Annotated in this window: 24 protein-coding genes; 13 read left to right on the top strand and 11 right to left on the bottom strand. The window is 72.0% G+C overall.

The features are described 5' to 3' along the window. Positions 1 to 66: 66 nt before the first annotated feature. Complete coding sequence (locus IPJ95_05360; GenBank protein MBK7923048.1) at positions 67 to 405, bottom strand: hypothetical protein; 339 nt, start codon at positions 403 to 405, stop codon at positions 67 to 69. A 136-nt stretch (positions 406 to 541) separates the two neighbouring features. Here IPJ95_05360 and IPJ95_05355 point away from each other — a divergent pair, with 136 nt between their 5' ends. After that, the gene (locus IPJ95_05355; GenBank protein ID MBK7923047.1) at positions 542 to 976 is read left to right on the top strand and encodes a nuclear transport factor 2 family protein; all 435 of its coding nucleotides are present in this window, start codon (positions 542 to 544) and stop codon (positions 974 to 976) included. Between the two features lie 19 nt (positions 977 to 995). On the opposite strand, the gene IPJ95_05350 is transcribed toward IPJ95_05355, so the two are convergent. The 6 genes from IPJ95_05350 to IPJ95_05325 form a co-directional block, all read right to left on the bottom strand. Then, the gene (locus IPJ95_05350; protein MBK7923046.1) at positions 996 to 3176 is read right to left on the bottom strand and encodes an HD domain-containing protein; all 2181 of its coding nucleotides are present in this window, start codon (positions 3174 to 3176) and stop codon (positions 996 to 998) included. 3 nt (positions 3177 to 3179) lie between these two features. Beyond that, on the bottom strand, positions 3180 to 3647 hold the full coding sequence (locus IPJ95_05345; GenBank protein ID MBK7923045.1) for a prepilin-type N-terminal cleavage/methylation domain-containing protein: 468 nt from the start codon (positions 3645 to 3647) through the stop codon (positions 3180 to 3182). A gap of 195 nt (positions 3648 to 3842) precedes the next feature. Beyond that, on the bottom strand, positions 3843 to 4475 hold the full coding sequence (locus IPJ95_05340; protein MBK7923044.1) for a PorT family protein: 633 nt from the start codon (positions 4473 to 4475) through the stop codon (positions 3843 to 3845). After that, positions 4475 to 5950, bottom strand: a complete 1476-nt coding sequence (locus IPJ95_05335; protein ID MBK7923043.1) for a GAF domain-containing protein — start codon at positions 5948 to 5950, stop codon at positions 4475 to 4477. Before IPJ95_05335 ends, IPJ95_05340 begins: the two co-directional genes overlap by 1 nt. 71 nt (positions 5951 to 6021) lie before the next feature. Then, on the bottom strand, positions 6022 to 6225 hold the full coding sequence (locus IPJ95_05330; GenBank protein MBK7923042.1) for a hypothetical protein: 204 nt from the start codon (positions 6223 to 6225) through the stop codon (positions 6022 to 6024). 46 nt (positions 6226 to 6271) lie between these two features. Continuing rightward, positions 6272 to 6973: an SDR family oxidoreductase gene (locus IPJ95_05325; GenBank protein ID MBK7923041.1), complete on the bottom strand. Its 702-nt coding sequence runs from the start codon at positions 6971 to 6973 to the stop codon at positions 6272 to 6274. A gap of 285 nt (positions 6974 to 7258) precedes the next feature. Between IPJ95_05325 and IPJ95_05320 the strand changes: the two genes are divergently transcribed. After that, positions 7259 to 9004 carry an ABC transporter ATP-binding protein gene (locus IPJ95_05320; protein MBK7923040.1) on the top strand — a complete coding sequence of 582 codons (1746 nt, stop codon included), beginning with the start codon at positions 7259 to 7261 and terminating at the stop codon, positions 9002 to 9004. Between the two features lie 10 nt (positions 9005 to 9014). On the opposite strand, the gene IPJ95_05315 is transcribed toward IPJ95_05320, so the two are convergent. Both IPJ95_05315 and IPJ95_05310 read right to left on the bottom strand, forming a co-directional pair. Further along, on the bottom strand, positions 9015 to 9887 hold the full coding sequence (locus IPJ95_05315) for an SRPBCC domain-containing protein (GenBank protein ID MBK7923039.1): 873 nt from the start codon (positions 9885 to 9887) through the stop codon (positions 9015 to 9017). Next, positions 9884 to 10222 carry a winged helix-turn-helix transcriptional regulator gene (locus IPJ95_05310; protein MBK7923038.1) on the bottom strand — a complete coding sequence of 113 codons (339 nt, stop codon included), beginning with the start codon at positions 10220 to 10222 and terminating at the stop codon, positions 9884 to 9886. Before IPJ95_05310 ends, IPJ95_05315 begins: the two co-directional genes overlap by 4 nt. A 140-nt stretch (positions 10223 to 10362) precedes the next feature. Here IPJ95_05310 and IPJ95_05305 point away from each other — a divergent pair, with 140 nt between their 5' ends. From IPJ95_05305 to IPJ95_05255, 11 genes are all read left to right on the top strand, one after another. Next, a complete protein-coding gene (locus IPJ95_05305; protein ID MBK7923037.1) occupies positions 10363 to 10866 on the top strand; it encodes a hypothetical protein in 504 nt (167 codons plus the stop codon). 97 nt (positions 10867 to 10963) lie between these two features. Further along, positions 10964 to 11731, top strand: coding sequence for a hypothetical protein (locus IPJ95_05300; protein MBK7923036.1), 768 nt, complete (start codon positions 10964 to 10966; stop codon positions 11729 to 11731). A gap of 161 nt (positions 11732 to 11892) precedes the next feature. Then, entirely contained in the window at positions 11893 to 13956 is a 2064-nt protein-coding gene (locus IPJ95_05295; protein ID MBK7923035.1) for an elongation factor G, read from the top strand. Between the two features lie 93 nt (positions 13957 to 14049). Next, positions 14050 to 15174, top strand: a complete 1125-nt coding sequence (locus tag IPJ95_05290) for a hypothetical protein (protein MBK7923034.1) — start codon at positions 14050 to 14052, stop codon at positions 15172 to 15174. Between the two features lie 179 nt (positions 15175 to 15353). Beyond that, on the top strand, positions 15354 to 15812 hold the full coding sequence (locus IPJ95_05285) for a sulfurtransferase (GenBank protein ID MBK7923033.1): 459 nt from the start codon (positions 15354 to 15356) through the stop codon (positions 15810 to 15812). A 95-nt stretch (positions 15813 to 15907) separates the two neighbouring features. Further along, the gene (locus IPJ95_05280; protein ID MBK7923032.1) at positions 15908 to 16282 is read left to right on the top strand and encodes a DUF2784 domain-containing protein; all 375 of its coding nucleotides are present in this window, start codon (positions 15908 to 15910) and stop codon (positions 16280 to 16282) included. Positions 16283 to 16289: 7 nt separating this feature from the next. Beyond that, positions 16290 to 16625, top strand: coding sequence for a YbjQ family protein (locus IPJ95_05275; GenBank protein ID MBK7923031.1), 336 nt, complete (start codon positions 16290 to 16292; stop codon positions 16623 to 16625). 252 nt (positions 16626 to 16877) lie between these two features. Beyond that, the gene (locus IPJ95_05270) at positions 16878 to 17528 is read left to right on the top strand and encodes a hypothetical protein (protein MBK7923030.1); all 651 of its coding nucleotides are present in this window, start codon (positions 16878 to 16880) and stop codon (positions 17526 to 17528) included. A gap of 6 nt (positions 17529 to 17534) precedes the next feature. Then, entirely contained in the window at positions 17535 to 18032 is a 498-nt protein-coding gene (locus tag IPJ95_05265) for a hypothetical protein (GenBank protein MBK7923029.1), read from the top strand. A 10-nt stretch (positions 18033 to 18042) separates the two neighbouring features. Continuing rightward, positions 18043 to 18543 carry a Rieske 2Fe-2S domain-containing protein gene (locus tag IPJ95_05260; GenBank protein ID MBK7923028.1) on the top strand — a complete coding sequence of 167 codons (501 nt, stop codon included), beginning with the start codon at positions 18043 to 18045 and terminating at the stop codon, positions 18541 to 18543. Between the two features lie 307 nt (positions 18544 to 18850). Continuing rightward, positions 18851 to 19267 (top strand): hypothetical protein, encoded by a 417-nt coding sequence (locus IPJ95_05255; protein ID MBK7923027.1) that lies wholly within the window; start codon positions 18851 to 18853, stop codon positions 19265 to 19267. Positions 19268 to 19283: 16 nt separating this feature from the next. On the opposite strand, the gene IPJ95_05250 is transcribed toward IPJ95_05255, so the two are convergent. Then, positions 19284 to 20297, bottom strand: coding sequence for a tetratricopeptide repeat protein (locus IPJ95_05250; GenBank protein MBK7923026.1), 1014 nt, complete (start codon positions 20295 to 20297; stop codon positions 19284 to 19286). Positions 20298 to 20311: 14 nt separating this feature from the next. Next, positions 20312 to 20953, bottom strand: coding sequence for a hypothetical protein (locus IPJ95_05245; protein ID MBK7923025.1), 642 nt, complete (start codon positions 20951 to 20953; stop codon positions 20312 to 20314). Between the last annotated feature and the right edge of the window lie 14 nt (positions 20954 to 20967).

Raw genomic sequence — 20967 nt, 5'->3', positions numbered from 1 at the left:
CGCAGAGCTGGGCCGGCGCGCGCGGGGCGGGCCAGCCGGACACGACTCACGAATTGTCGGGGGAGCTCAGGCGACTGAAGGTGGGGCGCGGGAGAGGTCCGGCCGGAAGGCCAGGCGGCGCGCGGCAAGCTGCTCCCGCTGGGCCGGGCGGACCGGATCCGGTGTGCTGTGGAAGGTGGCCAGCCGGGCGGCGGCCAGTGACGGGCTGAGGGGCGCGGCATGATCCAGAACGCAGAGCTGCTGGTGCGCCAGCCGGCTGCCCTGCTCCGCGAGCGTCCGCTCGGCCGGGGCCGCCCCGGGCCGTCCATGGAACACCACCGCGTCGAACAGCGGCAGGCCCAGCCCCCCACCCAGCAGGGCGAGGAGCAGGGCCAGCGAGCCGACGCGGCGCACGCGGGAGAGCATGGAAAGCAACCTAACGCGCGGGGCAAGGGGGGGGAAGCGGGGCCGGCTGCCGGACGGGAGCGAAACCGCTCCCCGTCATGGCCCCGTAGGGGCCACGCGACCGTCGCCTTCCCCATCGTCACCCCGGAGTCCACTCATGCTGACTCGATTGCTGCTGGCGGGCGCCCTCCTCGGGTCCGCGGCGCCCGTGGCACACCGCGCGCTGGTCCGTCCCGACCCGGAGGAGGCGGCCGTGCGCGCCGCGCTGGAGCACTACCTGCAGGGGCACGCCACCGGCCTCGGCTCCGAGTTCCAGCAGGGGATGCACCCGCAGGGTACGATGTACTTCGTCCGCGACGGCGCGCTGGTCACCCGCAGCTTCCCCGACTACATCGCCGGCGCCCCCGGCAAGCCGGCGGAGGACGAGGCCAGTCGGAAGCGGCGCATCGCCATGGTGGACATCACCGGGACGGCGGCGGTGGCCAAGGTCGTGCTCGAGTATCCGGGGGTGACGCTGACCGACTACATGGAGCTGCTCAAGATCGAGGGCCAGTGGCAGATCGTGGCCAAGAGCTTTCACGCGGAGCGGTGAACGCCGGCGGTGCCCTGCGTCAGACCGCCGCGGGCACCGGGGCCGGCCGGGGCGGCGGGGAAGCCGTGGAGACCGGCTCCGGCCAGAGGGTGAAGCGCCCGCTGCCGCGCAGGATCGATGCCCCCGCGGTCGGGTCGATCACGGGACGCCAGCCGGTGGCGGTGGCGGCGGCCAGGGCCTCGACGATGCGCGGGTCGAACTTGACCCCCGCTCCCTCGCGGAGGTGCGCGATGGCCCGCTCCACCGGCCAGGCCGGCCGGTAGGGGCGGTCGGACACCAGCGCGTCGAAGACGTCGGCCACCGTGAGGATCCGCACCAGCAGCGGAATCTGATCCCCGCTGAGCCCGTGCGGGTAGCCGGAACCGTCGAGCAGCTCGTGGTGGTGCAGCACCAGCGGCAGCGCGCGGCGCACCGCGCCGATCGGCGCCAGGATGCGCGCACCGATGGCCGGGTGCTGCTTGATCTGCTCGTACTCCTCGTCCGTCAGCTTGCCCGGCTTGTCCAGGATGCCCGCCGGTACCCCCACCTTGCCGATGTCGTGCAGCAGCCCGCCCCGGTGCAGCAGGTCCAGGTCGTCGTGGTCCAGGCCGATGCGGCGCCCGATCTCGATCGCGCCCAGCGTCACCCGCTCGGAGTGGCCGGCGGTCCACGGCGACACCGCGTCGATCGTGCGCGCGAGGGCGGTGAGCGAGCCCCAGTTCATCGCGTCGAGCTGCTCGATGAGCTGGGTGTTGGCGATGGCCACGGCGAGCTGGCCCGCGGCCCGCCGCGCCTCCACCAGCGCCTCAGGGCGGCCCTCCTGCTCCGGGCGGCAGGGCACCACGATTACGCCATCGAGCGCGCCGGCTCGCAGCAGCGGCAGCACCAGGGTCTCCGCCAGCAGGATCTGGTGCGGGCGCCCGAAGTAGCTCCGGCCCCGCTCCCCCCGCCGCACCACGAACCCGTCCGGATTCCGCCGGACCTCGTCCAGCTCCTCGGCGCCGGGCCGCGCGTCCCGCGGGGCACAGGGACCCTGCGACCGGCACACCACGCTCACCCGCCACCAGAACGGATCGTCCGGCCGCGCCAGCGCGATCGCGAGTCCGGCGCCGGGGATCAGCGTCTCGGCCTGGTCGAAGATGGCGCGCAGCAAGGTGCCGGCGCCTTCGCCCGCGAGCGCGGCCTGATGCACCCCCTGCAGCGCTCCCTGCACCCGGAACTGGTGGCCCAGCTCGGCCGACATCCGGTTGAAGGAGGCGGCGAGGGCGCCGAACTCATCGTCACTGGTGACGGCCACCGGCTCGTCGAAGCGGCCGTCGGCCACCCGGTGGGTGGCCGCCTCCAGCGCCACCAGGGGCGCGGTCTGCCGCCGCAGCTGTACGTGGCTCAGGGCAAACACGGTGGCCAGCGCCAGCAGCAGGCCCAGCAGGAAGGTGCGGCGCAGCGCGGCAAGCGGCGCGAGCACCACCGCCTCCGGGACGCTCACGATGGCGGTCCAGGAGGGCGCCGCGTACTGGTGTCCCAGGAACACGGTCCACTGGCCGGCGACGAACCGGGTGTTCCCTGCACTCCAGTGCAGCAGCTCCCCGGTGCCCGGCGACTGCACGGTGGCCAGCGCGCCCGGGAGGGTGCAGGTGATCGGCTGCGCCTGGGCGTCGGCGAGGCACAGCACTCGGTCCCCGGACACCAGGCTCCGGTCCGGCTCCGCGCTCCAGATCGAGGCGCCATCCACCCAGCCATACAGCCGGTCGCCACCCTCGAGTTGTCGGGCCAGCACTACCCGGAGCTCCCCGCCGGCCCGGTCCAGCACCAGGGCGGTCTGCCCGGCGGCCAGGTGCTCCTCGCCGCGCCGCTCGAGTATTGGCAGGTCGGTCCACCCACCCGTGAGGGGCGCCAGCGAGCCATCGGCCTGCCGCCGGGTGACGGCCGTGAAGCGCGGGCCCCTGCTGCCGGCAGGGGAAATCGCCGTGTCACGGGCGCCGGTGAGCACGTCCGGATGGCCGAGCATGGTGCCCAGCACGGCGAGCCGGTCGATGAGCAGCATCCCCGCCGACTTGCTGTCGGCGCGCAGCTGCAGCCGGGTGCGCTCCAGGATGTCGTCCGCCACGTGGCGGTACCCGAGCAGCGCCAGCACGGTAAGCGGCACCAGTGCACAGAGGAGGAACAGCGCCAGCATGCGCCGGCCCACGCGTGTGCTGAGGTAGCCGGGGATGCGCGTCACGGCCTAGAACCGCGAGCCGAGGCCGATGAAGCCGCCGTCGTTGCCACGGACGATGTCATCGCCGCCGGGGCCGGAGAGCGGCGGCACCGAGGCGCCGTCCTTGCCCTGGCTGTAGAGGTCGAAGGTGGAATTGATCGGCACCAGGAACCGATCCCGTCGGGCGCCGGGAGGTGGCGCCTTGCCGTGGCTCGTGGTCGGGAACGGATTGTAGACGTAGGCACGGCCCCAGGGATCGAGCATCCCGGCGCGCCCGATCGCGGCCAGCGAACCCGGCACGGTGTCGGCCTGGGTCTCGAAGGCCATGATATCCGCCTGGATGCCCCGGATGTCGCCGATGGCGCGCGCCATCCGGGCCTGCTCGGAGGTCTGCTGCAGCTTGGGTATCGCAAAACCGGCCAGCACGCCGAGAATCACCACCACCGCCAGCAGCTCGATGATGGTGAAGCCCCTGGGGTGCGTGCGGCGGTGCATGCCTGACAGGTCCTTTATGGAAATGCCCCGCATCAGTGCAACACCGATGCCTGTTTCCAAGTGATTGTAGATGATAGACTTAGCAATGCCATGCCGAGGCTCCGGCCTTGCATTGCAAGGCGCCGGAGTCATCTGCAACTATCGGAGTCGGGGCGGGAAAGCTGTAGCGCGGAAAGGGGCCGGCAGGAGGCTGCGCTAGAACGGTACCGACACGAAGAAGGTCACGTTCCGGTTCTGGAAATCGCCCTGGTCGGTGACGCGGCGGAGCCCCTGGCTCAGGCGCACCTCGAGCGCCAGCTCGCTGCGCTCGATCGGGATGCCGAGGCCGCCGCCCACCAGCCAGGCCACGTCGTAGTCCTCGAACCGGGCCGTGCTGATGTTGCCGCACGACTCCCGGAGGAACGACGCCCCGCCCTGGAAGAACTCGACGTTGCACCCGATGCGGACCCCGGGGACCACGCCCCCGGTGAGGATGAGTCGCAGCCCACCCGGCGAGGGCAGGCGGGCCCGGAGCAGCATGGGCAGCTCCACGTAGGCCAGGTCGCTCTCGAGGCGCACCGGCGTGCCGCCGCCGGTCGGGGTCACCAGGGTGGCGCCCCCCTTGCTCGCGAGGAACAGCCCCGACTGGACCCCGATCCAGCGCGCCAGCGGCACCCGCAGGTACGCGCCGGCGGTGGCGCCGGTCCGCTGCCGCACGCCGGCCGCGCCGGGGCCCGAGAAGTCGGCGATGGTGTACCCGAGTTCCACTCCGAGGGAGAGCCGCGACTGCCCGGCGAGCGGCGCGGCGGCCAGCACCAGCAGCAGCAGCGCCCCGTTCCGTCCCCGCATCAGCGGCCGGCCTCCAGCGCCAGCGATGCCCGGGCCAGCTCCGCGCTTCCCGCCGGCTTCCGCAGCGGACCCTCCGCGGGGAGCAGGAACCAGAAGCTCGCCCCGGTGCCGGCCACCGACTCGCAGCCGATGGTCCCCCCGTGCATCTCCACGAACCGCTTGGACAGCGCCAGGCCCAGGCCGGTGCCCTGCTGCTGCCGGCTGGCGGAGCTGTCCACCTGGCTGAACTCGTGGAACAGCTTGGGCATGTCGTCCGGCTGGATGCCGATGCCGGTGTCGCGCACCGAGACCCACACCGCCTCGCGGGCCACGAAGCGCGTGGTGTCGGTGGCCCGCTCCGAGGGCGTGGGCAGCGGGGCGCGGGTGACGACGGCCGAGACGGTCACGGTCCCGCCGACCGGGGTGAACTTCGAGGCGTTGGAGAGCAGGTTGTAGAGGATCTGGCGGATGCGGACGCCGTCGGCCAGCACCAGCAGCGGCAGCTCGCCGATCTCGAGCTTCATCTCCTGCTGCTTGCCGGTGCGCAGCGAGGCGGTGTCGGTCACCGCGCCGAGGATCACCTCGCGCAGGTCGGTGGGCGCCAGCGAGAGGGTCATCCGGCCGGCCTCGATCTTGGAGAGGTCGAGCACGGAGTTGATGAGGCCCAGCAGGTGGTTGCCGTTGCGCAGGATGGAATCGAGGAACTCCCGCTGCGCCTCGTTGACCGGGCCCAGCTCCTCGGTCAGGAGCAGGTCGGAGAAGCCGTTGATGGCGTTGAGCGGCGTGCGCAGCTCGTGCGACATGTTGGCCAGGAACTGGCTCTTCAGCTCGGTGGCCCGCTGCAGCTCGCGGTTCTTGGTGGCGAGGACCTCCTCCTTGCGCCGGCTCTCGGCCAGCACGTGCGCCCGGTCCACCCCGACCACGATCTGGTTGCCAAGGGTCTCGAGCAGGTGCAGGTCGGCCTCGGTGAAGGGGCGGCGGTCGCTGCGGTTGAAGGCGGCGAGCACCCCGATCACCAGCCCCGCCGAGCGGAGCGGCACGCAGGCCAGCGCCTGCAGCGGCAGGTCGGGGATGGGGAAGTTGCGGGGGTCGGTGGACATGTCGGGCACGGTGAGCGGGGTCTCCTCCGTCACCACCCAGCCCAGCAGCGAGTGGTCCACCGGCAGCAGCCGGTCCTTCGTGGCCTGGATCGGGCCGCTTCCCGCCACCACCCGGACGAATCGGCCCTCTTCCACCACGAAGCCGATGGCCGCGCTCTCGCAGGCCAGCAGGTCCGCGGTGGCGTCGGTGATCACCTGCAGGACGGCGTCGACCTCGTCGCCGGAGACCATGGCCTGGGCCACCTCCTGCAGCCGGGTGAGCTCCCGGTCGCGCAGCGCGGCCCGCGCCTCCGCCGCCGCGCGCGCGGCGGTCTCGGCCCGCAGCCGCGCCGCCAGCCGCCACGCCACCGCGCTCGCGCCCGCCACCCCGACGGCGAGCACGGCCTGGGCGATCATGCCGGGGGTGATGGCGAAGGCGGACGTGGCGGTCTCTCCGGCAGGTGGCGGCGCGGCCCCGCGCGGGCCGGCTACTCCGACAGCAGTTCGGTGAACGCGGTCTCGCCGGTGACGAGCATCCGGCGCAGATAGGGGATGCAGAGCCCGCAGGTGTCGCCGCAGCCCGTCTCCCGCATCACGTCCTCCAGGGCCCAGCCCCCCGCCCGCGCCAGCGGCAGGAGCCGCGCAAAGGGGAACCGGCGGCAGATGCACATGGTGACGGAGACTATCGGCACGGCGGGCGCCCGGGCCAAGCGGCGGGCCCCGCCGGGCGGGGTGGCCTCACGGGTTGGTGGGCCGGAGGTCCAGCTCGCTCACCAGCGCCCGCGCCGGCAGCGCCAGCGCCGCCAGCACGGTGTCGGCCACGTCCTCCGGCTGCAGGATCTTCTGCACGTCGGGCGTGAGCATCCCCTGGGTGCGGATGAGCGGGGTGTCCACGGAGCCGGGGCAGATGGTGATCACCCGGACCTGGTCCTTGCGCACTTCGAGCATCAGCGACCGCGCGAAGCCGAGCACCGCGTGCTTGCTGGCGGTGTAGGCCGTCCCGCCGGCAAAGCCGTTGCGGCCCGCCAGGCTCGCGATGTTGACGATGGCTCCCTGCTTGCGGGCCCGCATGCCCGGCAGCACCGCGCGCGTCACCAGGAACAGGCTGCGGAGGTTGGTGGCCATGGTGGTGTCCCATTCGTCCAGCGTGAGCTGGTCGAACGGCTTGAGCAGCGCCACCCCCGCGTTGTTCACCAGCACGTCCACCGGGCCGAGCGCCGCGGTCACCGCCGTCACCATGGCCACGACGTCCGCCTCGACGCCCACGTCGGCGGGCACGCCATGCGCCGTGATCCCGGCGGCGCGGAGCTCCTCGAGCAGCACGCGGAGCCGGGAGGGCGTGCGGGCGCAGACCCCGACCTGGTACCCGGCGCGGCCGAGGGCAAAGGCGATGGCCCGGCCGATCCCCTCGGTGGCACCGGTGATGAGTGCGGTTGGCATGGCGGGAAGATAGGTGGAAGGCCAAACCGCCGGGAAGCGGCGCGCCGGGTGTCGCCAGGGTGGCCGCGGTTCCCGAGTGCCGCTTCCCCCTCGGTTTCCCGCCGCCCCCGCCCCCTCGATTAGGTTGACCCTGTGACCCTCCCGCATCCCCCCATCCGGCCCCCCCGCTCCGGCCGCAAGCCGATCGAGCCGCCGCCCTCGTGGCGGGAGCGGCTGCGGGCCACCCGGCACCTGCCCCGGCTGCTCCGGCTGGTCTGGGACACGCACCGCGGCTACGCCGCCGCGATGGTGGCGCTGCGCGGGCTGCGGGCGCTGATCCCCGTGGGGGTGCTGTGGGTCGGCAAGCTGATCATCGACGCGGTGGTGGGGCTGGTGGGCGGCGCGCCCGCGCCCGCCGGCGTCCTGGCCGACACGTACCGGCCGCTCGCCACCCTGCTGGCCATCGAGTTCGGCTTTGCCGTGGTGGGCGAGGTGCTCGCCCGGGCGTCCGCGCTGGTCGAGTCGCTGCTCGGCGACCTGGTGGCCAACCGCACCAGCATCGAGCTGATGGAACACGCCGCCAGCCTCGACCTGGAGCAGCTCGAGAACAGCGAGATCTACGACAAGCTGGAACGGGCCCGGCGCCAGACGGTGGGCCGGATCGGCCTGGTCACCGGCCTGCTGGCCACGGTGCAGGACGCCGTCACCCTCGCCACCCTGGCCGCCGCGATCACCGTGCACGTGCCGTGGCTGCTGCTGCTCCTGGTCCTCGCGGTGCTGCCGTCGTTCCTGGGCGAGAGCCGCTTCGCCGCGCTGTCGTACTCGCTGCTCTACTCCTGGACGGAGGAGCGCCGCCAGCTCGACTACCTCCGCTACGTCGGCGCCTCCGACGTGAGCGCCAAGGAGGTGAAGCTCTTCGGGCTGGCGCGCTTCCTGGTGGGACGCTACGCCGAGCTCTCGGCCGAGTTCTTCGAGGCCAACCGCGCCCTCGCCATCCGCCGCGCGGTGGTCTCCAGCGCCCTCGCGCTGCTGGGGACGATCGGGTACTACGGCGCCTACGCCGCGATCATCTACCTGACCGTCACCGGCCACCAGTCCCCCGCCGGGCCGTTCACCATCGGCGTGCTCACCTTCCTGGCCGCGAGCTTCCGGCAGAGCCGCGACCTGATCCAGCGCACCCTGCTGTCCGTCTCGCAGCTGGTGGAGCAGAGCCTCTACCTTGACGACCTCTTCACCTTCCTGGGCATCACCCCGCGCATCCGGAGCCGGCCCGGCGCCCTCCCGGTGCCGGCGCCGTTCCGGGAGGGCTTCACCTTCGAGGACGTGGGATTCCGCTACCCGGGCTCGGAGCGCTGGGCCGTGCGGCACCTGACCTTCCAGGTGCGCCCGGGCGAGCGGGTGGCCCTCGTGGGCGAGAACGGGGCGGGGAAGACCACCCTCGCCAAGCTGCTGGCGCGGCTCTACGACCCGACCGAGGGCCGGATCCTCCTCGACGGGCGCGACCTGCGGGCGTACAGCGTGGAGAGCCTGCGCGCCAACGTGGGCGTGATCTTCCAGGACTTCTTCCGCTACGACTTTGCGCTGGGCGAGAACATCGCCGTCGGCGACGTGGCCCGGATCGCGGACGCCGCCGCGATCACGGACGCCGCGGAGCGGAGCCTCGCCGACAGCGTGGCCGCCCGGTTTCCCGCGGGGTACGCCCAGCTGCTGGGCCGGCGCTTCGACGGGGGCGTGGACCTGTCGGGCGGCGAGTGGCAGAAGGTGGCGCTGGCCCGCGCCTACCTCCGCGACGCGCAGCTGCTGATCCTGGACGAGCCCACCGCCGCCCTCGACGCCCGCGCCGAGTACGAGGTGTTCCAGCGCTTCTCCGAACTCACCGGGGGACGCATGGCGGTGCTGATCAGCCACCGCTTCAGCACCGTGCGCATGGCCGACCGGATCCTGGTGCTGCGCCAGGGCGAACTGCTCGAGGAGGGCAGCCACGAGGCCCTGCTGCGCCTCGGCGGGCTCTACGCCGAGCTGTTCCAGCTGCAGGCCGCCGGGTACCGCTGAGCCGTCGGCGCTAGCGCCCGGCCTCGTCCGTGAGCAGGCCAAGGAAGTACTGCCAGCCGAAGGGGTAGTCGCTCACGTCGGCGGCGCGCCCGAAGCCGCTGTGGATGAAGGTGAGCCGCGTGCCGCCCCCCGCCGGCTCGAGCAGGAAGGTGATCTGCTGCCCGGTGACCGTGGCATCCCCCCGCCAGTCGGGCCAGTCGAGGGTGAGCTTCCGGTCGGGGACGAATTCGAGGATCCGCGTGGGGCCCCCGGCAACCTCCCGCCCGTCCACCTGGTAGCGCCAGCCCAGGGTGTAGGCCCCGCCCACCCGCGGCTCCACCACCGCCGCGGTGCTCCCGAACCAGCGGTTCACCGCCTCCGGCTCCACCAGCGCGCGGAACACCTTCGCGGGGGGCGCCGCGATGGTGATCGTCAGGCGCACCTCCGGCGCGGGATCGCGGTAGTCCGGCAGCATGAGCCCCTCGCCCCCGGCCAGGTGCGCCTGGAGGTTGCCCATGGCGAGCTTCCAATGGTCGTCGATCAGCTCGCGCGCCCGGCTCATGCCGAGGTCGCCATCCACCCGGTGGGTCAGGGTCAGGGCCGTGCCGCTGCCGTCCTTGCCCGGGGCGAGCACCATGCCCACCTCGGTTTCCACGCCGGACACCCGCCAGGTGAACCCGAGCCCGGTACCCGGCGCAAAGCGGGTGAGCGCCTGGGTGGCCTCCCGGGCCGTGGGGACGCCGAGGGTGTGCCGCCCCCAGAAGCGGTAGGGCTCCCCCGCCACCCGGCCCACCTCCACCGACTCCGCGAACCAGCGGGTCAGCTCGGACATGTCGGTCAGGGCCCGGAACACCTGCACCGGCGGGGCGGGAAGGGCGAAGACCTGCGTATGGGTCCAGCTCATGACGGCTCCGTGGCGGAGGGGTCGGGAGATTCGAGATACTGCCGGAGATCCTGCAGCCGGGCCGACCAGAACATCCGGTAGTGCGCCATCCACCGCTCCACCTCCCGCAGGGGAGCGGGGTCGAGCCGGTACAGGCGCGAACGCGCCACCCGACGTTCGCGCACCAATCCCGCGCCCCGGAGCACCCGCAGGTGGCGGGAGATGGCGGGTCGGCTCACCGGGAAGAGCCCGGCGATCTCGCCGGCTGACCGCTCCCGGGCACGCAGGGCATCGAGGATGGCGCGCCGGGTGGGGTCGGCGATGGCGTCGAAGACAGGCGGACGTTGCGTAACCATTGAGTTACATAATTGCACTGGGCCTGCCTGCGCGCAAGCACCAGCGCCGGGAACCCCCCTCGCCCCCGCCGCGTTCCCGGGTCACGCCGGGATCACGCATCCCGGGCATTATTGATGCAGCCTCTACCGGAACCCGACTCGTGCGCCTGCGCCCATACCAGCTTTCCCTCGCCGCCCTCGCGCTCGTGGCGCTGCCCCTCGTCGCGCAACGGCCGGCGCCAGGTCTGCCGCGCTACCGCGCTTCCGCCCTCGTGCCGGGAGCCCTCCGGCCGGCCGCACCGGCGCGGGCGAGTGTCACCGGGATGGTCCTGGCGGGGGTCACGAGCGGCGCCATCGGGCTCGCTGGCGGTGGGCTCATCGGTTCGGCGGTAGGGGGCGGCAACGCCATCTGCGGGGACGACGCCTGCGGCCTCGAGGAGGCGGTGTACGGCGCCATCATCGGGGAATCGGTGGCCCTCCCCCTGGGCGTCCACCTGGCCAACCGGCGCCGGGGGAACTACGGACTGTCGCTGCTCGCCTCGGTGGGCATCGGCGCGCTGGGAATCCTGGCGGTGGACTCCTCGAACGACGGGTGGCCGCTGCTCGCCGTGCCGATCGGGCAGCTGGTCAGCTCCATCCTGATCGAACGGGCCACCAGCCGGTGAGCGGTGGGTGGGGCGGGGTCTTGTGATCCCGCGCACCCTCCTAACATTTCGGGGGTCCCCGGCGTCACCCGTGTGAACCCTCATCAAGGACTCCCGCATGCTGGTGCTGCTCGCTGCCCTGCTCCTCGCCCCCTCCCACCCCGCCCCGGCGGCGGCGCCTCCCCGGCGCGACGATTGGGAACTCCTGGGCACCCGGCAGGTCAACTTCCGGGCCGAGAAGGACCTCATCCCGGTGACCGGGCGCGAGGGAGCCTTCCGCGCCATCAGGCTCGAGGTCGAGGGCGGCAACCTCGACATGTACAACATCCGGGTGGTCTTCGGCGACGGCACCGTCTTCTCCCCCGAGACGCGGATCAACTTCCGCGAGGGGAGCTGGAGCCGCACCATCGACCTTCCGGGCGCGGCGCGGGTGATCCGGCGGATCGAGTTCTACTACAAGAGCGAGGTGCGGCGGGGTCGTGCCACCATCCGGGTGTACGGCCGCGAGGCCGGCGGGGCCGATGACCGCCCGGCCGACCGTCCCGCCGTGGCGCCGCGCCGTTTCGAGGGCTGGGACCACCTGGGCAGCCGGAACGTGAGCTTCCGCGCCGAGCGGGACGTCATCTCCGCCGCGGGCGAGGGCCGGTTCCGGGCGGTGATGCTGGTGGTCGACGACGCCGACCTGGAGCTGTTCAACGTGCGGATCGTCTTTGCCAACGGCGACGTCTACTCGCCCGAGACCCGGCTCTACTTCCGGGAGGAGAGCCGCAGCCGGCAGATCGACCTCCCCGGCGAGGCGCGGGCCATCCGGCGGATCGAGTTTGCCTACAAGAGCGTTCGGGGTGGCGGCGACGGGCGGGCCGAGATCCACGTCTACGGGCGGTAACGGCGCAGCGAAGGGGACGGCGGGGACGTGGCGCGCGCCACGTCCCCGCCGTTTCGCGTCGGCCGCCTGAAGCCGATTTCACACCACCCTCATCCGATTCGATTTGACACCCCGCGGGGGCGCCTGCATGATAGCCCAACCCTATCAAGGAGGTCGGCCCCATGCGGGTCTATGGCTCAAACGCCATTCGCAACGTGGCCTTCGTCGGTCACGGCGCGTCTGGCAAGACCACCCTCGTTGACGCTCTCGCCTTCGTTTCCGGCTCCAGCAAGCGACACGGCACCATCCAGGACGGCACCACCCTCACCGACCATTCCGCCGACGAGATCGAACGGAAGCACTCCATCTCGCTCGGGGTGGGCTTCGCGGAATGGCAGGACACCAAGATCAACCTGCTCGATGCGCCCGGCTTCCTCGACTTCCTGGGGGAGGCAACGGCCGCGCTGTACGCCGCGGACGCGGCGGTGGTGGTGCTCAACGCCACCGGCGGGGTCGAGGTGGGCACCGAGAAGGTGTGGGAGATCTGCGACCAGCTGCACCTGCCCCGGCTCATCTTCGTGAGCCAGATGGACCGCGAGCGCGCCAACTTCGAGCGGGTGTTCGACGACGTGAAGGCGCACCTCTCGCCCAAGGTGGTGCCGGTGGAGATCCCGGTGGGGAACGGCGCCGACTTCCACGGCATCGTGAACCTGCTCACCGACGAGGCGCAGTTCTACAAGAAGGGCACCAAGAGCGGCGAGTTCGAGACCGGGCCACTCCCCGAGGAGGTCAAGGAGAGCTACCGGAAGTACCATGAGCAGCTGGTGGAGGCCATCGCGGCCACCGACGACGCGCTGCTGGAGAAGTACCTCTCCGGCGAGGAGCTCACCCGGGCCGAGATCGTGACCACGCTCAAGAAGGGCGTGCTCGCCGGCGAGATCGTGCCCATGCTGGTGGGCAGCTCCACGCAGACCTACGGCACCCGCGCCCTGCTCTCCGAGATCGTGGACCTCCTGCCCTCCCCGCTCGAGGCCGCGATCCCCGATCCCGAGGGCGACCACGGCGGGTCCCCGCTGCTCGGCCACGTCTTCAAGACCGTCTCCGAGCCGCACGTGGGCGACGTCACCCTCTTCCGCCTCTATCGCGGCAGCATCAAGAGCGGCGAGGAGGTGTGGAACCACGAGCACAACGTGGCGGAGAAGCTCAACCACCTGAGCGTGCAGCAGGGGAAGGACCGCATCGAGGTGCCTGAACTGCACGCCGGTGACATCGGCTCGGTGGCCAAGCTCAAGGACACCCACACCAACGACACCTTCTGCCGGCGTGACCACGCAGTGCACATGGAGCCGATCCCCTACCCCGAGTCGGTGGCCACGTCGGGGGTCCTGGTGAAGAACCGGGGCGAGGAGGACAAGCTGGCGGCGGGGCTGCACAAGCTGCAGGAGGAGGACCCGACCTTTCACTTCGAGTACAGCTCCGAGCTGCACCAGACGCTGATCCACGGCATGGGCGAGCGGCACTTCGAGATCGTGCTCGACCGCCTGCTCCGCAAGTTCACGGTGCATGCCGAACTGGTGCGCCCCAAGGTGGCCTACCGCGAGACCCTCAAGGGCAGGGCCGAGGGCCAGGGCAAGCACAAGAAGCAGAGCGGCGGCCGCGGCCAGTACGGCGACTGCTGGGTGCGCCTGGCGGCGCGGCCGCGGGGCGCCGGTTACGAGTTCGTGGACAACATCGTGGGCGGGGTGATCCCCAACAAGTACATCCCCGCGGTGGACCGGGGCATCCAGGAGGCCGCGGCGCGCGGGGTCATCGCCGGGTTCCCGCTGGTGGACTTCTCCGCCGAGTGCTTCGATGGCAGCTATCACGACGTGGACAGCAACGAGATGTCGTTCAAGATGGCCGGCATCCTCGCCTTCCGGATGGTGGCGCCCAAGGCGCGGCCGGTGCTGCTGGAGCCGCTGCACGACGTGACGGTGCGGGTGCCGGGCGAATACCTCGGCGACGTGATGGGCGATCTCTCCGCCCGCCGCGGGCAGATCCTCGGCACGGAGGCGGATGGACGGCTCACCGCCATCAAGGCCATCGTGCCCGAGGCGGAGATGTACAAGTACGCCACGACCCTGCACTCGATCACCCACGGCCGCGGCACCTTCCACGAGCAGTTCCACGGCTATGCCGAGGCGCCGCCCGACGTGACCGCCAAGGTGGCGGCGGAGCACAAGAAGGACGACAAGGAAGAGGAATAGGCCCCCCCTTCCCGACGGCCCCCGGGTCCGCGTTAGCTTGAATGCGGCCCGCCCGGGGGCCGTCGTCGTTCCACCCTCCTGCGTCGAGGCCGCATGTCCCGCACGACTCCACCCCTGATCGTGCTCCTCGTGGCGCTGGCCGCCGGTTCCGGGGCCACCGCCCAGGCCCGGCCGCTCCCGGCGGGCGCGCTCCGGGTCAAGCCCGTCGAGATCATCGACCGGCACGGCTTCGAGAAGCCGCTGGTGGCCGCCACGATGCTGGTCCCGCTGGGCTGGAAGGGCGAGGGCGGGGTCGAGTGGAACCCGATGGATCCGTGCGGCGGCGAGGGCTACCGGTTCAACTGGAAGGCCACCGCGCCCGACGGCGTCGGGGCCATCGCGGTCCTGCCCGCCGAGCGCTGGTCACACGGCAACTTCCCCATGCCGCAGAACAACTGCCTCAGCTCCACCGCGTCGGGGGTGCGGGCGTACCTGGAGTGGTTCGTCCAGCGCAGCCGCCCGGGGGCGCGGGTGCTCGACTTCCGCGCCCGGCCCGACCTCGCGGCGCCCTACCAGCAGCTGGCGCAGCTGCCGGCCACGCCGGGCATGCGGACCTGGGTCGAAGGCGGTGAGCTGCTGATCGGATACCAGGTGGGCGGGCGGCCGGTGCGCGAGGCGATCGCCACGGTCACCGCCTTCATCCATACCCGGTTGCAGGGGCTGGGCGCGGGCCAGGACATCGAGCTGCTGCAGGGCCAGGCCTTCACCGGCTTCGCGATGCGCGCCCCGGAGGGGCAGCTCGACTTCAAGATGGCGGACGCCCTCCGCCAGTCGTTCCACGGCGCGCCGGAGTGGAACGCGCGCATCCGCCGCTCGGCGGACGAGCGGCACCGGGTGGTGATGGAATCCAACCGCCGGATCGCGGAGGACAACCTGCGCGGTGCCCGGGAGCGCTCCGAGATCATCGCCCGCACCGGGCAGGAGATCAACGACATCCAGATGGGCACCTGGCGGTCGCAGAACGAGAGCAGCGACCGCACCCAGCGGGAGCGGGTGGAGGCCATCCGCGGGGTGGAGACCTACAACGACCCGGCGGGAGGGGGGACGGTGCAGCTCTCCAGCCTCTACCAGCACGCCTGGCGCCTCCGCGACGGGAGCTACCTGCTCACCAACGACGTCAACCTCGATCCGGGACGCGATCTGGGCGTCCAGGGTCAACGGCTCCAGCGCACCCAGTGAGGTCCCTCATGTCCCGTCTCGTCGCTTCCCGCCTGACCCTGCTGGCCTGCGTGCTGCTGACGCCGCCCCTGGTGGCGCAGGACAGCTTCGGCGGCCAGCCGGCCCCGCCTGCCCCGGCGCCGGCGGCACCGGCCGCCCCACGCCCCACCGCCGGCGCGCGCCCGGACCAGGACGCGCAGATGGCCGCGGAGCGGCAGGATTTCGGCGTCCCGCCAACGGCGGAGCTGCATGCCGGCCCCATGCACGCCCCGACCCCCGCCTCCATTCCCGGGGGTCAGGTCATCACGACCCGCGGGCTGGTGGAGCTGCTGGGCAACACCCAGGTGCGGGCGCTGGTGTTCGATGTCCTGGGTGGGCAGGAGCGGATTCCCGGCGCCCTCGCGGCGGTGCCGGCCGCCCAGGCGGGAAGCTTCCGCGACCAGACCCAGCAGGAGTTCGGCGGGTTCCTGCGCCAGATGACGCAGGGGAGCGCGGACACCCCGCTGGTGTTCTACTGCCTCTCGTCGCACTGCTGGATGTCGTACAACGCCGCGCTGCGCGCCATCAACATGGGCTACCGGAACGTGCTCTGGTATCGCGGCGGGATCGAGGCGTGGAAGGCGGCGGGCCAGCGGGTGGAACCGAACGGCCCGCGCTGACCGGCGGCCGGTCCGGTTAGATTCCGCCAGCTGCCGCCGGGATGGCAGCCGGGCCGCTTTCCTGGCGCCGCCCGTACCTCGCGAGGAGGAATCGGGTGGTCTACGGCATACTGGCCGACCTGTTGCTGTTCATCCACGTCACCTTTCTCAAGTTCGTCGCGGTCGGCGGCTTCATGGTGCTCCGCTGGCGCTGGGTCATGTGGGTGCACCTGCCGTCGGCGGTGCTGGGCGCGGTCATGGCCTTTGCCGGCTGGCTGTGGCCCTTCGAGCGGGTGGAGACCTGGCTCCGGTCCCAGGCGCTCGACGCCGGCTACTCGCTCAACCTGGTGGATCGCTACCTCCCCACCTGGCTGCACCCGGCGTCCCTGCCCCGCGCCGCCGAAGCCGTCATCGGCCTGGGTGTCCTGGGGCTCAACCTCTACATCTACCGGCGCGTGTTCCGGCAGCGCGCGTCAGGGCAACCTGCCTGAGGGCCTCATGGCGATCGACCCGCGCTACACCACCACCGCGTTCGGCATCGAGGGGTACCGCGTCACCCAGACCCAGGGGGTGGTCCGGGGCATCACGGTGCGCTCCCGCTCCGTCTTCGGCACCGTCGGGGCCAAGATCCAGACGATCTTCGGCGGCAACATCACGATGCTCACCCGGCTGTGCGAGAACGCCCGCGAGGAGGCCTTCAACATCATGCTGGCCCACGCCGAGGACGTCGGGGCCAACGCCGTGATCGGGGTGCGGTACGACGCCGGGGAACTCATGCCGGGCGTGACCGAGGTCCTCTGCTATGGCACCGCGGTGGTGATCGAGCTCGCCTGACGCCGCGGCGGCTGCCCGCCTGATGCATGCGCGTTCCCCCTGCTGGAACGCGCCGTGTCACCCCGGTACGCGTTGATGCAGCGCCGCCGGGCCCGCCCCGCATCCTCTCCCCCGGTACTCCGCGCGTCCGTCGGCTGCACGTCGGCGGCGCGCAGCTTGCTCCGGACGTCCTGTGCTGGCGTTCCCCGCATTCACCGCCGGTTCACCTCGGCGGGCTACCGTACGGCATCCCTGTTCCGGAGCATTCCCCGTATGCACCTCCTCCTGATCACGGCCGCCCTGCTCGCGAGTCCGCAGGATACCGGCATCGTCGTGGCGCCCACCCTGGCCCCGGCCCCGGTCAGCTTCGCCCCGAGTCTCGGCAACCTGGCGCTCCTCCACCCGGCCGAATTCGTGGTGATCCCGGTGATGGCCGTCACATCCGGAGCTCCGGTGGACGCGGAGGTGGACACCACCGGCCGGCGGCGCGCCATTCGATACAGTGACCTGTATTACACCCGGCTCAAGGTGCACCAGGTTGCGAGCTACCTCACAGTCCCCCTGTTCGTGGCCCAGTACCTTGCCGGGCGGGAACTCTGGAACAAGGGGGACCACGCCGCCGGCTGGGCCCGGGATGTGCACGGCCCCCTGGCGGGGGCCATCGCCGGGCTGTTCGCCGTGAACACGGTGACCGGGGTGTGGAACCTGTGGGAAGGGCGCAAGGACCCGCACGGGCGCACCCGGCGCTGGGTCCATGGCCTCAGCATGATCGCCGCCGACGCCGGCTTCGTGGTGGTGGGTGCCACGGCCCCGGACGATGATGACGGCGGCGGGTCGGGCGGGACGACACACCGGAACGTGGCCATCGCCTCGATGGGCGTGGCGCTGGGCAGCTACGTGATGATGCTCCTCTGGAAGGACTGACGACCCATGACCGTGATCCAGCAGATCGCCCAGCTCGTGGCCCCCTGGGCCGACTTCTACAACGGCAGCAGCGTGGCGCAGAGTGCCGTCAACTTCGGGCACTTCGGCGGCATGATGGCGGCCGGCGGCCTCGCCTTGGCCACCGACCGCTCCACCCTGCGGGCCGCCGGCCCAGGCGGCGACAAGGCCGGCTACCTTCGAGAGCTCTCGGCAGTCCATCCGCTGGTGGTCGGAGCGCTGGGGGTGACGGCGCTGAGCGGCCTGCTGATGTTCGCGGCCGACCTCGAGGCGCTCGCGCTGATGCCGGTGTTCTGGCTCAAGATGGGGCTGGTCGGGGTGCTGCTGCTGAACGGCTACCAGATGGTCCGCACCGAACGGATATTGGAGCGCGGCGACGCCGCGGACCCGAAGGGCTGGCGGCGGCTGCGCGCCGCGTCGCTGGTGAGCCTGGCGCTGTGGTTCACCGTGGTGCTCGTGGGGTCCATCCTCCCCAACGTGAGCTGAGGTGGCCCGCGTGTCCGACTGCACCGGCGGCTGCGGCGTGCCCGATCGCCGCGAGTTCCTGGCCCGCGTCACCACCGCGGTCGCGGCGGTCATGGCCGGTCTCGCGGCCTCGCCGCGGGAGGCGGCCGCGCTGCCGCTCAGCCTGGGCCGGGCCCTCCTGGTCCGGGGGGACGAGATCACCTATCCGCTGCCCGCCGCCGACGGCACCACCATCGACCAGGAGAACGAGGTGATCCTGGTGCGGTGGAAGAACGCGGTCTACGCCTTCAACCTCTCCTGCCCGCACCAGAACACCGCGCTCAAGTGGCTCAAGGCCGATGGCCGGTTCCAGTGTCCCAAGCACAAGTCCAAGTACCAGCCCGACGGGACCTTCATGAGCGGCCGGGCCACCCGGAACATGGACCGGTTTGCCGTCCGCACGGCGGCCGGCAAGCTGGTGGTGAACGTGGCCCGGCTCTACGAGAGCGACAAGCAGCGGGCCCTCTGGGATGAGGCCCAGGTCACCGTGTAGCGGCCATCCCACGCAGGGTGACCCCGGTCACCTGACATCACGGCCCGTCCCGGCTACCATCGTTCAGTCCCCTACTGACCGGAGCCGTGATGGGCCTCGCTGCTGTGGTGCTGGCGCAGGCGCTGGTGAGCCTGGCGCCGACCCTCGACAATGTCCGCCTGCTCTCCCCGGAACGGACCGAGTACCAGGCGCCCGCCCCGCCGGCGCTGGCCGCGGACCCGGGGGCGGCGGGCTCCTGGCCCTGCCCGACACCGTCCGCCGCCGCCGCGCCATCTCACTGTCCTACGGCTACTACCGTCGCCTCGAGGTGCACCGGGTGGTGGGGTACGGGGTGCCGCCGCTCTTCGTGCTGGAGTACCTGGCGGGCCAGAAGCTGCTGGAGCAGGGGAGCGCGGCGCCGCTGTGGGCCGAGAAGGTGCACAAGCCGGCCGCCTACGTGCTCGCGGGCCTGTTCACGGTGAACACCGTGACGGGCCTGATCAACATGGCGGAGGCGCGAAAGGTGGAGTCGGGGAAGACGCGGCGCTGGGTCCACACCCTGATGATGCTCGCGGCCGATGCCGGCTTCATCTACGGCGCGTCGGTGGCGCCCTCGACGGCCAAGATCGACGACCGGATCGCGGGGGGGCAGCGGGGCGGGTGGACGCCGCACAAGATCACCACGGTGGCGTCGATGAGCGTGGCCACGGCGGCCCACGTGATGATGTACCTCTGGAAGGACTAGGGGCGGCGCCGCGCCACTAGTGCAGGGAGCGCTCGAGCTCCTGCTGCAGCCGTTCCGCCCCCAGCCGCTCGAAGATCTCCCGCGCCTCGGCCGCGTGGGCGTCGGCGTCGGCGAGGTGCCCCAGCTGGCGGGCCGCGGCCGCCGCGACGCCGGCGCACTCGCCCTGCAGCTGCAGGATCCCGAGCCGCAGCGCCACCGCGCGCGCCTCGAGGGCCAGCGCCAGCGCCTCCGCCGGCCGGCCCTCCTTGAGCGTGAGGGTGGCCCGCAGCCGGCCCACCTCCGCGGTGCCCACCTCGTCGCCCGCCGCGCGGCAGAGTTGTTCCGCCCGGAGGAGCTCCCGCCGGGCCAGGCTGAGCTCGCCCCGATCCAGGTGGATCTCGGCCCGGCCCATCACGGCCAGGGCCATCAGGCTGCCCTCGCCGACTTCCTCCGCGTGCCGCACCGCCTGCAGCGCGGCGGCCTCGGCGTCATCCCAGTCCCGCTGCTGGCGGAAGGTGAGCCCCAGGTTGTGGTAGGTCTGGGCGGTGCCGCGGCGGTCGCCGATCCGCTGGTAGCCGAGCAGCGCACCGCGATAGAGGCTGAGCGCCAGGTCGGGGCGGTTCCGGAGGTGCGCCACCGAGGCGAGGTTGTTGGAGGCGTTGGCGGCCATGCGCCCGTCTTCCAGCACGCGCGCCAGGTCCAGCGCCTCGCCGAAGCACCGCTCCGCCTCCTCCAGGCGCCCATGGTCAAAGGCGATGGCGCCGAGGAGGTTCATGGCCCGCATGCGGCCGTCGGTGTCGGCCCGGAGGCGGAAGCGCTCCAGCGCGGCCTCGGCCAGGGTCACGCCGCGGCCGAGCTCCCCGAGGCGGGTGGCGGCCGTGGCCGCCAGCAGGGCCACCTCGGGCATCCGCGCCCTGCCGTCCCCGGCGCGCGTGTGCGCCTCCAGGGCTTCCCGGAAACGCCCTGCCTCCACGAGCTGGCGCAGCTCGCGGGCGGGGTCGTCGGTGAAGAGCGGGTCGAGGGACATGCGGTCGGGTTTCGTGCGGGCCACGCGGCGCCCGGCTCCTAGTAGGCGATGGCGTAGCGGCTGAAGCCGTTGAGCTTCGCCTCGATCTCGTTTTCATCCTCGAGCTTGGCGGTGCCCACCTTCACGAACGGGTCACCGGGCTCGGCCTGGCGCCAGATGTCGATCCGCTGCTCGATGTCATCGTCGTCGGCGTCGCTGTCGCCGTCTCCGTCCAGGTCGTCGCCCAGCTCACCGTATTCGATCTTGAGGTCCGCGGGCTTGGCCGGGTCAAAGGTCAGGCCGGAGGGCTCGAGGTCGAAGAGGATCGAGTCGCTGCCCACCCACTTCACGCTGATGAAGACCGAGTCGCCGTTGGAGATCAGCGTGCCGTCGGGCCGGCGCAGCAGGGCCAGCTTCTCGATCTTGAGGCGGATGAAGTCCTCGGTCTGGCCGCCGAGGCAGTCGGCCGGGTCCCCGGACTCGGGGAACTCGAGCGCGATCTCGAAGTCCTGGGCATTGGGATCCTTCACCGCCCACCCGCCGGTGCTGTCGGCGCAGAGTGCCGGCGCGGTGTCCGGCAGCGTGAGGTAGGTGAGCTGGTCGGGCGGCGTGCCGCCGCCGCCGCCGGTGGAGTCGGCGCAGGCGCCGGCCGCGGCGAGCAGCGCCGTGGCCAGGGTGAGGGAACGGAGGGGATATCGCATTGGGTGCTCCTCTG

This window comes from Gemmatimonadota bacterium, from assembly GCA_016713785.1.
Taxonomy (GTDB): Bacteria; Gemmatimonadota; Gemmatimonadetes; order Gemmatimonadales; family GWC2-71-9; genus JADJOM01.
This window is presented reverse-complemented; position numbering and strand designations above follow the sequence as displayed.

Bases quoted from the DNA above. Each gene is read 5' to 3' on its own strand.
- IPJ95_05265 (MBK7923029.1), top strand. From the start codon at position 17,535: ATGACCGTGATCCAGCAGATCGCCCAGCTCGTGGCCCCCTGGGCCGAC.
- IPJ95_05285 (MBK7923033.1), top strand. From the start codon at position 15,354: ATGGCCGCGGAGCGGCAGGATTTCGGCGTCCCGCCAACGGCGGAGCTG.
- IPJ95_05290 (MBK7923034.1), top strand. From the start codon at position 14,050: ATGTCCCGCACGACTCCACCCCTGATCGTGCTCCTCGTGGCGCTGGCC.
- IPJ95_05360 (MBK7923048.1), bottom strand. From the start codon at position 405: ATGCTCTCCCGCGTGCGCCGCGTCGGCTCGCTGGCCCTGCTCCTCGCC.
- IPJ95_05325 (MBK7923041.1), bottom strand. From the start codon at position 6,973: ATGCCAACCGCACTCATCACCGGTGCCACCGAGGGGATCGGCCGGGCC.
- IPJ95_05335 (MBK7923043.1), bottom strand. From the start codon at position 5,950: ATGATCGCCCAGGCCGTGCTCGCCGTCGGGGTGGCGGGCGCGAGCGCG.
- IPJ95_05355 (MBK7923047.1), top strand. From the start codon at position 542: ATGCTGACTCGATTGCTGCTGGCGGGCGCCCTCCTCGGGTCCGCGGCG.
- IPJ95_05295 (MBK7923035.1), top strand. From the start codon at position 11,893: ATGCGGGTCTATGGCTCAAACGCCATTCGCAACGTGGCCTTCGTCGGT.
- IPJ95_05320 (MBK7923040.1), top strand. From the start codon at position 7,259: ATGGTGGCGCTGCGCGGGCTGCGGGCGCTGATCCCCGTGGGGGTGCTG.
- IPJ95_05340 (MBK7923044.1), bottom strand. From the start codon at position 4,475: ATGCGGGGACGGAACGGGGCGCTGCTGCTGCTGGTGCTGGCCGCCGCG.
- IPJ95_05300 (MBK7923036.1), top strand. From the start codon at position 10,964: ATGCTGGTGCTGCTCGCTGCCCTGCTCCTCGCCCCCTCCCACCCCGCC.
- IPJ95_05345 (MBK7923045.1), bottom strand. From the start codon at position 3,647: ATGCACCGCCGCACGCACCCCAGGGGCTTCACCATCATCGAGCTGCTG.
- IPJ95_05245 (MBK7923025.1), bottom strand. From the start codon at position 20,953: ATGCGATATCCCCTCCGTTCCCTCACCCTGGCCACGGCGCTGCTCGCC.
- IPJ95_05315 (MBK7923039.1), bottom strand. From the start codon at position 9,887: ATGAGCTGGACCCATACGCAGGTCTTCGCCCTTCCCGCCCCGCCGGTG.
- IPJ95_05275 (MBK7923031.1), top strand. From the start codon at position 16,290: ATGGCGATCGACCCGCGCTACACCACCACCGCGTTCGGCATCGAGGGG.
- IPJ95_05310 (MBK7923038.1), bottom strand. From the start codon at position 10,222: ATGGTTACGCAACGTCCGCCTGTCTTCGACGCCATCGCCGACCCCACC.
- IPJ95_05270 (MBK7923030.1), top strand. From the start codon at position 16,878: ATGCACCTCCTCCTGATCACGGCCGCCCTGCTCGCGAGTCCGCAGGAT.